Here is a 13743-nt window from a genome sequence, read left to right on the forward strand (position 1 = left end):
GGAAAGAGCATTGAGCGAAACACCAAAAGCACCCAAAGTGGATTCCACTCTGTCGAAGGGACTGGCCATTCTCGAAAATCTGGCGGCGTCCCAAGGTAGCAAAGGTGTTACCGAGTTGTCGCGGGATCTGGAGCTGACGAAATCAAATACGTTTCGGCTTTTGCAGACACTTATGACGCTCGGGTATGTGAAGCACTTAGACGACAAGACATATGCCGCAACCTTGAAGACTTGGCAGGTTGGACGCAGTTCAGTCGAAAATCTGAACTTGCGGGCCGTCGCTGCGCCTGAGATGGCATACCTAAGCCAGGAGACGGGTGAAGCTATTTACTTGGCCGTTCCAGAAGGCTTGAACGTCATTTATATAGATAAAGTTGAAAGCCTGAAGCCGATCCGGTCCTGGAACCCAGTTGGAGGCAGCGCCCCCATCCACTGTGTGGGTACTGGAAAGGCTATTTTATCTAGCAACTTTGAGCAACTGCGTGATAAGTTAGATGGTCAATTGGCGCGATATACTGACAAAACACTGACAAGTTTGGACGAAGTAAGCGCAGATGTCGACGAAACGCGTAAGCGGGGTTATGCTTTTGACCGCGGAGAATTCCGTGATCGCATTTTAAGCTTCGGCGCGCCAATCCTTTTGCCTGATGGAGAGGCCGTTGCCGCTCTTGGTATTTCGCTACCTGATATCAATCTAAGCGAAGGCGGAGAAGAACGGCTAGGTATGTTGGTTCATCACGCTGCAGAAGGTGTAACGCAGAAGCTTCGCCAACTTTAAGGCTTAGCTCCTGCGCAGTCTAAGTCTTTTTTCTCGACTGGCCCACCGGATTTTTCCCAGGTGCCGAAGCCTTCCTTAAGGTGCGCAGCTTCAAAGCCCATGTCTTGCAAGGTTGCGACAGTAATGGCCGAGCGCCAGCCCGAGGCACAATGGAAGACATATTTTTTGTCTTCCTGCGCAAAAATGTCTTTGTGATAAGGGCTTGCGGGATCGACCCAAAACTCGATCATGCCGCGCGGGGCGTGGAAGCTGCCGGGGATGTACCCGGTACGCTGACGCTCACGCACATCACGGATATCAACGATCACCACATTGGGGTCGCCGACCATTGCGATCAGGTCCGCTGTTTCGATCTCTTCGATGCGATCACGTGATTCCTGAACCATCTGGGCGGCTGTTTTCTTAAGTTGGGTCATATCATTTGTTCCGTTATTTAAAACACTTTTTTCATATATTGACACAAAGTTAAGTTCATTGCAACGTAGGTAAACAGGAATCGCCCGATTGCATGGCGTATTCGTAGTTCAGAAAAGAGGGTGCCCGCGCATGAGAACAGACAGCCCAATTTCTCTTTGGGATATGTCCGCGGAGGAACCGGATCTTCGCAACCCGATGACCGGTGACGCTGAAACGGATGTCGCGATCATCGGCGGTGGATTCACCGGTCTTTCGACGGCGCTTCATTGTGCAGAACAGGGGTTGAGCGCACACGTGCTTGAGGCCAAGCATATCGGCTTTGGTGGTTCGGGCCGCAATGTTGGCTTGGTCAATGCCGGTGTCTGGCACCCGCCTGCGGCCGTTCGCAAGAAACTGGGTGATACCTACGGGCCGCGCTTTGTAAAGCGTTTCGGCGAAGGTCCCGCGCAGGTATTCGACCTGATCGAAAAGCATCAGATCCGCTGTGAGGTCACCAAGACAGGAACCATTCACGCCGCCCACGCCCCGTCCGGATTCGAGGACCTGAAAGCGCGCCACGCCGAGTGGGAACGTCTGGGCGAGCCGGTTGATTTGCTGTCTGCCGAAGAAATGGTCGAAAAAACCGGAACCAGCGCGTTCTACGGTGGTCTGCTGGACCACCGCGCAGGTACCATCAATCCGATGGGCTATTGCCGGGGTCTAGCGCGCGCTGCAAAGGGTGCAGGTGCCGAAATCAGTACCGGTGTCCGCGCCACCAAACTGCGCCGGGATGGCGAGATGTGGGTGGTCGAAACCGACAAGGGGACGGTCCGCGCGAAATACGTCGTACTGGGCACAAATGCGTATAGCGACACTCTGTGGCCGGACCTGAACCGCGTCTTCACCATGATCCACTACTTTCAGTTGGCGACGAAGCCGCTGAAAGCGGACATGTCGCATATTCTTCCCGGTCGTCAGGGCATCTGGGACACGGGTCAGATCATGTTCAGCATTCGGCGCGATGCCTATGATCGCCTTGTGATCGGGTCCATGGGAACGGTTGTCGGATCGGTCGGTCGTGGCTTGTCGCATCGCTGGGCCAAAAAGAACCTTGCCCGCCTGTATCCCGAACTGGGTCTGGTCGAATTCGAAGAGGCCTGGCATGGCCAGATCGCTATGACCCCGGACCACTTGCCGCGCATCTATCAACTGGCCCCGAACCTGCTGACCCCCATCGGCTATAACGGTCGCGGCATCACCACCGGCACGATCTTTGGCGAGTGCATGGCCAATCTGATCTCGGGCATGGACCCGGCGGAGCTGCCGCTGCCCATGACCGAGCTTTCAACTGTCCCGTCGGCCCCGATCATGTCCCGTCTGTACCAGACGGCGTTCACGGCCAACCAAATCCTCAAAAGTCTTTAGAGTCCCATGAGCAAGATTGATATTCGCGTCGGCGTCGACATTGGTGGAACCTTTACGGATGTGGCGCTGCAGCATCCCGGCGGTCTGTCCACCTGCAAAGTCCTGACCAACTACAGCCAGCCGGAACAGGCTATTCTGGACGGGATCGTGAAAGCGGCAGATCAGGCCGATCTCGCGCTGGGAAACATTGGGCAGGTCATCCACGGCACCACTCTTGTGACCAATTCGTTGATCGAACGACGCGGTGCCAAGACCGCCTTCATCACCACCGAAGGGTTCCGAGACGTAATCGAAATGCGCTCGGAGAACCGGTTTGAGCAATATGACCTGAACCTGAACCTGCCCAAACCGCTGGTGCCGCGTCAGGACCGGTTTACCCTGAACGAACGCATGGGCCCGGACGGAGAAGTTCTGCTGGCGCTGGACCTGTCCGAAGTCAACGCCATGGTCGATACGATCAAAGCGGGTGGGTTCGAAGCGGTCGCTATCGGTCTGATGCACGCCTATGCCAATGACGCGCATGAGGTCGCTATGGGTGAGGCGCTGCGTAACGCGATGCCCGACCTGTCGATTTCACTGTCCTCGTTGATCTCACCTCAGATGCGGGAACTGCCTCGGTTTAACACCGTGATCGCGAACGCCTACGTGCAGCCGCAGGTCGCTGACTATCTGGGCCGTCTGGTGGCGCGCCTGTTTGACACAGGCGTGACTGCCCCTGTGTTTATGCTGCATTCCGGAGGCGGTCTGATCTCTGTCGAAACCGCTGCGGAACAACCTGTGCGCCTGCTGGAATCCGGCCCGGCTGGCGGAGCGATCTTTGCCGCTGATTTTGCGCGCGCACATGGTCTGGATAAGGTGCTCAGCTTTGATATGGGCGGGACCACCGCCAAGATTTGCCTGATCGAAGACGGTACCCCTAAGACTGCCAACACGTTCGAAGTCGCTCGGACCTATCGGTTTAAGAAAGGCTCGGGCATGACCGTGTCGACCCCTGTTGTCGAGATGGTTGAGATCGGGGCAGGGGGCGGCTCGATTGCGTCTGTTGACAGCATGGGCCGACTGCAGGTCGGGCCGCGCTCGGCGGCGTCGGAACCCGGACCGGCCTGTTACGGGCGTGGCGGGACTGAGCCGACGGTGACGGATGCGAACCTGCTGCTAGGCCGTCTGGACCCGGACAATTTCGCTGGCGGTGCGATCCCGCTGCACACAGCGGAATCCGAAAAAGCTGCTGTCAAACTGAACCTCTCTGCCGGGGATGCCGCCTTTGGGATCACCGAACTCGTGGACGAAAACATGGCCAATGCCGCGCGGGTTCACACGGTTGAGAACGGGCGCGACATCGAACATTTTACCATGATCGCCTTTGGCGGAGGTGCGCCGCTACATGCCTGCCGCCAATGTGAAAAGCTGGGGATCAAGGCGCTTATAATCCCTCCGGGCGCGGGCGTGGGTTCGGCCATCGGGTTCCTGAAAGCGCCGTTCAGTTTTGAGGCGACACGCGGGCTGTTCCAGCGTCTGGACGATTTCCACGCTGGCGCGGTGAACGCTGCGTTGATCGAGATGGAAGCTGAGGCGCGCGCCTTCGTCGACGAAGGTGCCAAGGGTGCAGAGACCGAAATCCGTCTGACCGCTCAAATGCGTTATTCCGGTCAGGGATGGGAAATTCCCGTGGTGCTGCCGCACAAGCAATTTGAAGACAGTGATGTTTCGCTGATCCTTAAGGCGTTCGAAGACGCCTACCGTACGCTCTTTGGTCGGATCATTGACGGGTTGGCGGTTGAGATCACCAACTGGCTGCTGACCGTCTCAACGGTTTTGCCGGATGCCGAACCTGTTGTCGGCCACACCAGCGGCTCGGACGCGGATATTGCGCGAACGCGGGAGTTCTTTGACGCCGCCTTGCGCAAAACCGTTGAAGCGCACGAGGTCGAACGATCCAGCATGACACCGGGCAAATCCGTCGATGGCCCTGCGATCATAGTTGAATCTGAAACCTCAACCGTTGTCACCTCGGGCTATCGCGCGGTGGGGCAGGGTGACGGAAGTTTGTTGCTGCTGGCGAAGGAGATTTAACCCATGAGCGCGTCGGATATTGACCATCAGATCATGTGGAACCGCCTGATCGCAGTTGTCGAAGAACAGGCCACAACGCTGATCCGCACGGCCTTTTCAACCTCGGTCCGCGAGGCGGGCGACCTGTCGGCGGGGCTGTTCGACCGCGAGGGTCGGATGATCGCGCAGGCAGTGACCGGAACGCCGGGCCACGTGAACGCTATGGTCGAAAGTGTCACGCATTTTGCCGCTCGGATCGGGCCGAGGAACACCTTTGACGGTGACGTGTTCATCACCAACGACCCATGGCTGGGCACCGGGCACCTGCACGACATCACCGTGGTCACGCCTGTGTTCCGCAAAGGGGCTCATATCGGCTACTTCGCCTGCACCGCGCATGTGGTCGACATAGGCGGGCGCGGCTTTTGCCCAGATGGCAATGAGGTGTTCGAAGAGGGTCTGCTGATCCCGATCACCAAGTTTGCCGAACGCGGTCAGGTGCAGCCCCTGTTGATCGAGATGATCCGCGCGAACGTGCGGACCCCGGATCAGACCGTAGGTGACATGTACTCGCTGGCGGCTTGTAACGAGGCGGGGGACCGCCGTCTGCAAGCGATGATGGATGAGTTCGGCATTGACGACCTGCAGTCCCTATCGGATTTCGTCATTGAAACCAGCCGCAAGGCGACGCTGGAAGCGATCGCCAAGGTGCCCTCGGGCACCTATCACGAGACAATGCAGGTTGATGGCTATGACGTGCCGGTGCATATGGAAGTAACCCTCAGCGTCGATTGCGATCAGCTGCTGGCGGATTTCGCGGGCACATCGGGTATGAGCCGGTTCGGCGTGAATTGCCCCGAGGTCTATACCCGCGCCTATGCCTGCTACGCGCTAAAATGCGCAATTGCGCCCGAGGTGCCAAACAATACAGGCTCGCTTGAACCATTCCACATCAACGCGCCGGAAGGCTGCATTCTGGCGGCCAAACGCCCCGCGCCGGTTTCGGTGCGTCACGTCATGGGCCATCTGGTGCCGGATGTGGTGCTAGGCGCGCTGCATAAAGCGATGCCGGACACCGTTCCGGCTGAAGGCGCAAGTGCGCTGTGGAACATTCAGATTTCCGCCCGCGCATCCGACCCCGAAAGCGGTTTGCCGAACCGCGAGGTTCTGATGTTCAATTCGGGAGGCACCGGCGCGCGCCCCGGTTTTGACGGGCTGAGCGCCACCGCCTTCCCCTCGGGTGTGTCGACCATGAGTGTTGAGGCGACCGAGCATGTGGGGCCGATCACCGTCTGGCGCAAGGATTTGCGCGAAGGTTCAGGTGGGGCAGGGGCTCTGCGCGGTGGTTTGGGCCAAACCATCGAGATCGAACCGCGCGAGGGCTATGATTTCTACTTCAACGCTATGTTCGATCGTGTGGAAAATCCCGCGCGCGGGCGCAACGGTGGGCTGGCCGGCGGTGCAGGTGCGGTCGAATTGGCTGATGGGACAAAGCTGCGCTCTAAAGGTCGGCAACTGGTCAAGAACGGCCAGCGGCTGAAGCTCAGCCTGCCGGGTGGCGGCGGTTACGGCGCGCCGGAACAGAGGGATCGTGACGCGGTGGCAGGTGATGTGGCCGCCGGGTTCATCACTGCCGAACAGGCAAAGCAAGATTACGGATTTGAAGGGTAAACGCAGATGGCTGACACTCCTATTGCAGTTGTAACCGGTGCCGCGCAGGGCATTGGGCTGGCCTGCGCCGAGGCGCTGAGTGAGGATGGCTACAAGGTCATTCTGGTTGACATTAAGGACAACGTTTACGACGCCGCCGCGACCGTGGGCGGCATTGGAATGGTTTGCGATATGGGCGATGTGGACGCCATCAGCGCGATGTTCGACACGATTGAGGGTGAACACGGCCCGGTCTCGGCGCTGGTGAACAATGCGGGTATCGCGAAGCCAGGAAATTTCCTGGATTATGACCTGGCTGCCTATGACCGAGTGATGGATATCAACCTGCGTGGCGTATTTGTGGCGATGCAGCGGGTTGCGAATACGATGGTCGAGAAGGGCATCGAAGGCGCAATCGTGAACATGTCGTCGATCAACGCACAGGTCGCCATCCCGGCGATCCCGGCTTATTGTGCCTCGAAAGGCGGGGTCATGCAGCTGACTAAGGTTGCTGCGCTGGCGCTGGCTCCGAAAAACATCCGTGTTAATGCGGTCGGCCCCGGCTCGATTGATACCGAGATGATGGCGGGCGTGAATGCCAACCCCGAAGCCTATAAGATGGCGATGTCTCGCACGCCAATGGGCCGAGCAGGCACCGCGCGCGAGATTGGCGATGTGGTGGCGTTCCTGTGCTCGAAAAAGGCCAGCTATGTCACCGGTGAAACGATCTATGTCGATGGTGGCCGCCTCGGCCTGAATTATGTGATGTCATGAGCTACGCAGACGCATATGCCAGCTGGCAAGCCGATCCCGAGGCATTCTGGGGACAGGCTGCCGAACAGATCGACTGGTTTACGCCGGCCGAGAAAGTCTTTGATCCGGATATGGGCGTCTATGGGCGCTGGTTCGCCGGAGCCACCTGCAACACCTGCTGGAACTGCGTCGACCGCCATGTGGAAGCCGGCCACGGTGACCGCAAGGCGCTGGTCTATGACAGCCCGGTCACCGATACAGTTCAGACATTCAGCTTTGGTGAACTGCAGGCTGAAGTAGGCGCATTGGCCTCGGTCATGCGAGCGCATGGCGTCGGTAAAGGCGATCGCGTTGTCATCTATATGCCGATGGTGCCGCAAGCAGTGTTTGCGATGTTGGCCTGCGCTCGTTTGGGGGCGATCCATTCGGTCGTGTTTGGCGGCTTTGCGCCGCACGAGCTGGCCACCCGCATCAATGATGCCGCGCCCAAGATGATTATCTCGGCCTCCTGCGGGATCGAGCCGGGTCGGGTCGTGCACTACAAACCGCTGCTGGACGCAGCCATCGAGGAAGCCACCACCAAGCCCGAGCATTGCCTGATCCTGCAACGCGACGTGAAACTGGCGGAACTGATGCCGGGCCGCGATCTGGACTATGCCGAACTGGTCGGCGCCGCAAAGGTCGCAGGGGACACCACGGAATGTGTGCCGGTCACCGCGACCGATCCGCTCTACATCCTCTACACCTCGGGAACCACCGGCCAGCCCAAAGGCGTCGTACGCGACAATGGCGGGCACATGGTGGCGCTGAAATGGACGATGGAGCACCATTACGGGATCAATCCCGGCGAGGTGTTCTGGGCCGCTTCCGATGTGGGCTGGGTCGTCGGGCATTCGTATATCTGCTACGGGCCGCTGCTGCATGGCTGCGCCACTGTGGTCTACGAGGGTAAGCCGGTAGTCACGCCCGACGCGGGTGCGTTCTGGCGGGTTATTCAAAACCATGAGGTTGCCGCGCTGTTCACCGCGCCAACCGCATTCCGCGCGATCAAAAAAGAGGACCCCAAGGGCCAGCTGATCGAACAGTATGACCTGTCCAAGTTCCGTACGCTGTTTCTTGCCGGCGAACGCTCGGACCCGGCAACGATCCAATGGGCTGAGGAAAAACTGCAGCGCCCGGTGATCGACCATTGGTGGCAGACTGAAACCGGTTGGGCCATGTCGGGCAACCCTATGGGGTTGGGACAATTCCCAGTCAAGTATGGCTCACCCGGCAAGCCAATGCCTGGCTACGACATTCAGGTGTTGGATGATGAAGGCCATGAGGTCCCGCCCGGCACCTTGGGCAACATCGTGTGTAAACTGCCGCTGCCGCCCTCGGGCTTTCCGACGCTGTGGAATGCGCCGGACCGGTTCCTGACCTCGTATATGAACGAATTCCCCGGTTACTACGCCACATCGGATGCCGGAATCATTGATGAGGACGGCTATGTCTTCATCATGGCCCGCACGGATGACATCATCAACGTGGCCGGGCACCGCCTGTCGACCGGCGCGATGGAAGAGGTGATCGGTGCACATCCCGATATCGCCGAATGTGCTGTGGTTGGTGCGGCGGACGCTTTGAAAGGTCAGATGCCGCTGGGGTTCTATGTGACTAATGACGGCGCTGATCGGGATTCGGGTGAGCTTGAAAAAGAGCTGGTCGCGCTGATGCGGGAACAGATCGGGGCCGTCGCTGCCTTCAAAATCGCCATTCCGGTAAAACGGTTGCCGAAAACGCGCTCTGGCAAGGTTTTGCGCGGGACGATGCAGAAGATTGCCGACAATGTTGAATTCAAGATGCCGGCCGCCATCGACGATCCGGCCATTCTAGATGAGATTTCCGATGCGCTGAAAGGCCGGGGGCTATTGAAATGATTGAACGTATCCACACCGGCGCGCGGATGTCGAAGATAGTCAAGCACAATGGCGTGGCCTATCTGTGCGGTCAGGTTGGTTCGGGTGACAACGTCACCGAACAAACGCAGGACTGTCTGTCGCGCGTTGATGCCCTGCTGGCCGAGGCGGGCTCGGACCGCGAACAAATCCTGCAGGCCACCGTTTGGCTGCGCGATATGGCGGATTTTGCTGAAATGAACGCCGTCTGGGATGCCTGGGTGCCCGAGGGCCATGCGCCCGCCCGCGCCTGTGGCGAGGCCCGTCTGGCGCGGGATGTACTGAAAGTCGAGATCATCGTTACAGCCGCAATAAAAACCTGAAGGGGAGATTGCCATGTCCGAAACACCAGCCGTCAGACTAAGCAAAGTGGAAAAATACTACGGGTCTTTCCACGCCCTCAAAAATGTAAACCTGACCGTAAGCAAGGGCGAAAAAATTGTAGTCTGCGGGCCGTCTGGATCGGGCAAATCAACCATGATCCGCACGATCAACCAGCTTGAAGAACATCAGTCCGGTCTGATCGAGATTAACGGCCACGCAATCAGCGCGGAAGATCCAAATATCGACAAGCTGCGGCAGGATGTCGGCATGGTGTTTCAGCACTTCAATCTGTTCCCGCATATGACGATACTTGAGAACTGTACCTTGGCTCCGATGCTTGCGCGCAAAATCTCGCAGTCCGAGGCTGAAGAGACCGCGATGATGTATCTGGAAAAGGTCCAGATCGCCAATCAGGCCCCGAAGTATCCCGGTCAGTTGTCCGGCGGCCAGCAACAGCGCGTGGCTATCGCGCGGGCGCTATGCATGAAGCCAGATATCCTGTTGTTTGACGAGCCTACTTCTGCCCTAGACCCTGAAATGATCGGTGAGGTTCTGGACGTCATGGTGACACTGGCTCAGGAAGGGATGACCATGATTTGCGTCACGCACGAAATGGGGTTCGCACGCAAAGTGGCAGATCGGGTGATCTTCATGGACGCGGGTGAGATTATCGAAGAAGACGATCCCGAGAGTTTTTTCAATAATCCGAAGAGCGAACGGACGAAGAACTTTTTGGAGCAGGTTCTGGTTCACTAAAATAGGCTGATCTAAGGTTTCGCTGAGCACACATGAGAATGCTAAATCCACCGATAGGAGGTCTACTGGCGGTGCGGAATCTTGCCAGCATGCGTAAGAAATTTGTCATAGCTTACTCAGTTCTGGATAAGCATGGATTTGGCGCGTTTCTTTTTACCAACTAATAGCGAAGTAGTTTGTCTCCGATTGTTTCCTAGGTCATAGGACGTCAAGCGACGGTCCAGTTGGGTATTGTCGAAACCCTAGAAATCAAATTTCACCTTTAAGATGAAACTTGTGGGAGACCCAATGTCCAAAGTGAGAAACACTAGCGAATTCAATACAGTTTGATTTCACCAAATAGTTTCGGGTATTACCAGATCGAATGTCGACTACGAGACAGGCGTGGGTGTCATGATTGATGGCGGCGGTTTCGTTACGGATATGACATCTAACTTGCTTGGTAATCTGGAGCCTGTTTAAACCGTCGTAACGCTAAGGCACGTTAAAATGCTGCCCCGATATCGTGCAGCCGTTCTAACCAAGCGCGTTGCGCTGTTTTCGTTCGGGCCAGAATTCATCCACCACCACATACGCTGTGATAACAAAGAATGCGGCACTTGCGACCTGCAGCACGCGCGTGATGCTTTTGACATCCGCTTCATCCGAAAATGGGGCGACTGATCCACCGTAGACGATCAAGGCAGTTGTGATCGCCGATCCTGCTGCCGCAGCCAGCGGAGTTTGCGATTTTCCAAGAGCCCCGAGAACAATGCAAAAGAAAAAGCACAGCAGTACAGGTGTCAGAATGACGGGCGCGATAACGTTGATCTCATAGCAAATGATGGAAACTGCCGCGCCCAGCAGGTTCGCGGTCAGCATCGCCTTGGCAACGGTTTTCCCGGCCGCAGGCATCGCTGCTAGCTGTTGGCTGAGAAGCGCGACAAAGAACAGAACAAGCAGCGCCGACGCTCCGTAAAGGAAGAAAGCAATCGCAAACGGCACTGTCACCAGAGACATTCTAAAAATGCGCCGGTTTGGATCAAAATTCTGATCAGCAACAGCTTTCTTTTGCGCCTCGGCGGGTGGGGCGGCTGGGATAAGTACGAACATCAGGGTGGATACGAATCCCGCAAAGAACAGGTTCATGGGAATCCAAAACACCAATACCAGCGCCAGATCCTGCGACTGAAGAACAAGATTTGGGATCATCAACGCTCCCATTAGCGCGATGACACCCGGCAATACCCCGGCCCCGGAAACAGACCACGTAAAGGACAGTATGATTCCGATCGCCATTAAGACCAAGAAAACAACCGGATAAGGCGCAAAGACTGACGACAGCAAAAACGAGATGAACATCAGTCCAATGGAAAACACGAAGAGCTTCCCAAACGCGGCCAATGGCAAAGCTGCGGGTGCTTGCAGGAACAGAGCTGTGAACACCGCGCCGACAACCGCCAGCGGCCATCCAAGAAACAAACCTAGGGCGAAAACGCCCGTTACCCCAAGCGCCAAACGGAGTACTGCGTGTTTGTCTTCAATACGCATAAGACAGGATCGAAACCAAGCGGATATAAGTACGACCCACCAAGTTCAGAGGCGCATTGTCGCTGAGGTACATGATCACATCCGCTTGCCCGTTGAGCTGGAACCGAAGGTCATCTTCGGCGTTTCCGGCCTCATAGCCCGGCAACACGATCCGAACCGGGAACCGTTCGGGTTCGCGCAGGAATCCCTTGGTACTGGGTGGGCTAGCAAGCTGGCCGGGTTCATCAGCGCCGCTTAGGGAAACAGCCGCGCTAAAGCTTTCGACCTTGCCTGACACGATCTGACCGGGATGCATGTCCAGAACAACCTCGACAGGAGAACCGACAACGGCGCGGCCAAGGTTGTTTTCGGTGAAATAGGCTTCGATCCAGACATCGGTTGCATCAAGGAACGTCAAAAGATCCTGACCCGAGCGGGCATATGTCCCGGGGGCAATAAGCAAGTTCGAAATCACGCCCGTTGCAGGTGCGCGCAATTCTGTCCATTCCAGATTCAGCTCTGCATCGGCCAAAGCAGCAAGTGCACGTTGAATTTTAGGGTTCTCCAGCCCCTCATCCCCAAGGCGTTGCTTTGCTTTTTCCAGATCAGCCTTGGCATTTTCCAGATTGGCTTCGGATTCGGCCAATTGCCCGCGCGCATCGTCGGCGCGCGAGACAGCAATCAGCCCTTTCTTTTCCAAGGCAAAGACGCGCTCGGTCTGAATGCGCATCGTATCAAGGTCGCTCTGGGCCCGCGCCAATTTTGCCTGTGCCGCGCTGACTTCAGCCGACGATGCGCCCACTTCCTGAGTGGCGGCTTCCAGATCGGCTTCGGCCTTGGCCCGTTCGATTTCATACGGCCTGCGATCAATGCGTACCAGAACGTCCCCGGCTGAAACCACCTGACCGTTTTCCACCAGAACCTCGGTCACCGTTCCGGTGACTTGAGGAACAATCTGGGTTGCAACGGCCTTGACCCTGGCATTGCCGGTAAACGGAGTTTGGCGATCAGCGACCAGATACCAGACCAGAAACAGAAGAATAACCGCAAGCGTTGTCCAAATCGTTTTTCTCATTCCGCCGCACCTTCGGTCGAATCCGAGGTTTCTGGCGACGCATCGATCCAGACCTTGAACAGTTCATAGAAAACCGCAAACAGGACGGGCCCCATGAAAATTCCGATCAAGCCATAAGCCATCATGCCACCCAGAACGCCGATCAAAATAACCAGCATCGGGGTTTCCAATCCCTTCGAGATAAAGACCGGGCGAAGGAAACTGTCCATGATACTGACCGGAATGGCGAGAATCGTGAAGATCAATGCTGCGCCGCCTGACATGGAACTCCAAGCGTAAATGATCACGGGCAGTAGAACCAGGCCCGGGCCGATCTGAATGATCGACAGGATAAGGCTCACGAAGGCCAGAGTTGCCGCCGAAGAAATCCCGAAGACAGCCAAAAGTACCCACACAACAATCGCCTGAATCGCGGCGACTCCGATAACTCCTTTGGTGACATTTCGGATCGTTGCACCCGCCAGGGTGACAAACTCACCACCACGTGGGGCAAAGACACGGTTGGCGAACCGTTGAAGCCCCTCAACCATTTGCGGCCCCGGCTTGAATAGCGCCCCCATGATGATGACTGAAAGTGCAAGTCCCAGAAGGCCAATGCCGATACCCAGAACCCTTCCAAACAGGGACTTTGTGACTTCAAGGATTTGAGCACCGTATTTGGCAAGTGCGCCATCCAGGTTTCGCTCAAACATGGTCCAGACTTCGCCAAGCTTGTTTCCGATCAAGGGCAATTCCTTGATGCCTTCGGGAGCAGGTGGAATTTTAAGTTCTCCGCGGTCTGCTTGTTCAGCGAAGTCGGAGCCAAGTTCGGCCGCCCCTGAAACGGCGGTGGCGACAGGCCCCAGGGTCAACAACAGACCCAACAGAACCAAGATTGTAGCCGCTAGCGACTTTCTTCCGCCTAATTTGCCTTGGAGCCAGTCAAAAACAGGATAGAGCGCAACGCACAGAATTGCCGCCCAGATCACAACGCTTGCAAGCGGGGCTACCATTATCAGCGCGCTATATAGAAACAGTCCTAAGAACAGCAGGCGTATTGCCAGATCGACGATCTTGGCGTCTTGAGTCTTTTCCATTCCATCCCTCCC

12 protein-coding genes are annotated in these 13743 nt (G+C 56.9%); 8 read left to right on the plus strand and 4 right to left on the minus strand.

All coding sequences use genetic code 11. The features are described from left to right. Nucleotides 1-10: 10 nt before the first annotated feature. Nucleotides 11-778, plus strand: a complete 768-nt coding sequence (locus tag GOX73_RS14035) for an IclR family transcriptional regulator (RefSeq protein WP_171123382.1) — start codon at nt 11-13, stop codon at nt 776-778. Here GOX73_RS14035 and GOX73_RS14040 read toward each other — a convergent pair. Beyond that, nucleotides 775-1194 carry a rhodanese-like domain-containing protein gene (locus GOX73_RS14040; RefSeq protein WP_171123380.1) on the minus strand — a complete coding sequence of 140 codons (420 nt, stop codon included), beginning with the start codon at nt 1192-1194 and terminating at the stop codon, nt 775-777. The two genes, GOX73_RS14035 and GOX73_RS14040, sit on opposite strands and share 4 nt — an antisense overlap. A 130-nt stretch (nt 1195-1324) precedes the next feature. On the opposite strand from GOX73_RS14040, the gene GOX73_RS14045 reads away from it, so the two are divergent. The 7 genes from GOX73_RS14045 to GOX73_RS14075 are packed head-to-tail and all read left to right on the plus strand — an operon-like array spanning nt 1325 to nt 10071. Then, the gene (locus GOX73_RS14045) at nt 1325-2599 is read left to right on the plus strand and encodes an FAD-binding oxidoreductase (protein ID WP_171123378.1); all 1275 of its coding nucleotides are present in this window, start codon (nt 1325-1327) and stop codon (nt 2597-2599) included. A 6-nt stretch (nt 2600-2605) separates the two neighbouring features. Continuing rightward, nucleotides 2606-4672 carry a hydantoinase/oxoprolinase family protein gene (locus tag GOX73_RS14050; RefSeq protein ID WP_171123376.1) on the plus strand — a complete coding sequence of 689 codons (2067 nt, stop codon included), beginning with the start codon at nt 2606-2608 and terminating at the stop codon, nt 4670-4672. A gap of 3 nt (nt 4673-4675) precedes the next feature. After that, a complete protein-coding gene (locus tag GOX73_RS14055; protein ID WP_171123373.1) occupies nt 4676-6322 on the plus strand; it encodes a hydantoinase B/oxoprolinase family protein in 1647 nt (548 codons plus the stop codon). Nucleotides 6323-6328: 6 nt separating this feature from the next. After that, entirely contained in the window at nt 6329-7075 is a 747-nt protein-coding gene (locus GOX73_RS14060) for an SDR family NAD(P)-dependent oxidoreductase (RefSeq protein ID WP_171123371.1), read from the plus strand. Next, nucleotides 7072-8973, plus strand: coding sequence for a propionyl-CoA synthetase (locus GOX73_RS14065; RefSeq protein WP_171123369.1), 1902 nt, complete (start codon nt 7072-7074; stop codon nt 8971-8973). Before GOX73_RS14060 ends, GOX73_RS14065 begins: the two co-directional genes overlap by 4 nt. Beyond that, nucleotides 8970-9314: a RidA family protein gene (locus GOX73_RS14070; protein WP_171123367.1), complete on the plus strand. Its 345-nt coding sequence runs from the start codon at nt 8970-8972 to the stop codon at nt 9312-9314. Before GOX73_RS14065 ends, GOX73_RS14070 begins: the two co-directional genes overlap by 4 nt. 13 nt (nt 9315-9327) lie before the next feature. Then, nucleotides 9328-10071, plus strand: a complete 744-nt coding sequence (locus GOX73_RS14075) for an amino acid ABC transporter ATP-binding protein (RefSeq protein WP_171123365.1) — start codon at nt 9328-9330, stop codon at nt 10069-10071. A 516-nt stretch (nt 10072-10587) separates the two neighbouring features. On the opposite strand, the gene GOX73_RS14080 is transcribed toward GOX73_RS14075, so the two are convergent. Genes GOX73_RS14080 through GOX73_RS14090 form a run of 3 tightly spaced genes read right to left on the minus strand, consistent with a single transcriptional unit; the run spans nt 10588 to nt 13731 of the window. After that, nucleotides 10588-11601: a DUF2955 domain-containing protein gene (locus tag GOX73_RS14080; RefSeq protein ID WP_171123363.1), complete on the minus strand. Its 1014-nt coding sequence runs from the start codon at nt 11599-11601 to the stop codon at nt 10588-10590. Continuing rightward, on the minus strand, nt 11591-12655 hold the full coding sequence (locus GOX73_RS14085) for an HlyD family secretion protein (protein ID WP_171123361.1): 1065 nt from the start codon (nt 12653-12655) through the stop codon (nt 11591-11593). Before GOX73_RS14085 ends, GOX73_RS14080 begins: the two co-directional genes overlap by 11 nt. Beyond that, nucleotides 12652-13731, minus strand: coding sequence for an AI-2E family transporter (locus GOX73_RS14090; RefSeq protein ID WP_171123359.1), 1080 nt, complete (start codon nt 13729-13731; stop codon nt 12652-12654). Before GOX73_RS14090 ends, GOX73_RS14085 begins: the two co-directional genes overlap by 4 nt. Nucleotides 13732-13743: the final 12 nt, after the last annotated feature.

The organism is Ruegeria sp. HKCCD7221 (genome assembly GCF_013031225.1).
Taxonomy (GTDB): domain Bacteria; phylum Pseudomonadota; class Alphaproteobacteria; order Rhodobacterales; family Rhodobacteraceae; genus Ruegeria.

What these genes read in the sequence shown, in the direction of transcription:
- GOX73_RS14040 (WP_171123380.1), bottom strand. Translation starts at nt 1,194, where the DNA reads ATGACCCAACTTAAGAAAACAGCCGCCCAGATGGTTCAGGAATCACGT.
- GOX73_RS14045 (WP_171123378.1), top strand. Translation starts at nt 1,325, where the DNA reads ATGAGAACAGACAGCCCAATTTCTCTTTGGGATATGTCCGCGGAGGAA.
- GOX73_RS14050 (WP_171123376.1), top strand. Translation starts at nt 2,606, where the DNA reads ATGAGCAAGATTGATATTCGCGTCGGCGTCGACATTGGTGGAACCTTT.
- GOX73_RS14055 (WP_171123373.1), top strand. Translation starts at nt 4,676, where the DNA reads ATGAGCGCGTCGGATATTGACCATCAGATCATGTGGAACCGCCTGATC.
- GOX73_RS14060 (WP_171123371.1), top strand. Translation starts at nt 6,329, where the DNA reads ATGGCTGACACTCCTATTGCAGTTGTAACCGGTGCCGCGCAGGGCATT.
- GOX73_RS14065 (WP_171123369.1), top strand. Translation starts at nt 7,072, where the DNA reads ATGAGCTACGCAGACGCATATGCCAGCTGGCAAGCCGATCCCGAGGCA.
- GOX73_RS14070 (WP_171123367.1), top strand. Translation starts at nt 8,970, where the DNA reads ATGATTGAACGTATCCACACCGGCGCGCGGATGTCGAAGATAGTCAAG.
- GOX73_RS14075 (WP_171123365.1), top strand. Translation starts at nt 9,328, where the DNA reads ATGTCCGAAACACCAGCCGTCAGACTAAGCAAAGTGGAAAAATACTAC.
- GOX73_RS14080 (WP_171123363.1), bottom strand. Translation starts at nt 11,601, where the DNA reads ATGCGTATTGAAGACAAACACGCAGTACTCCGTTTGGCGCTTGGGGTA.
- GOX73_RS14085 (WP_171123361.1), bottom strand. Translation starts at nt 12,655, where the DNA reads ATGAGAAAAACGATTTGGACAACGCTTGCGGTTATTCTTCTGTTTCTG.
- GOX73_RS14090 (WP_171123359.1), bottom strand. Translation starts at nt 13,731, where the DNA reads ATGGAAAAGACTCAAGACGCCAAGATCGTCGATCTGGCAATACGCCTG.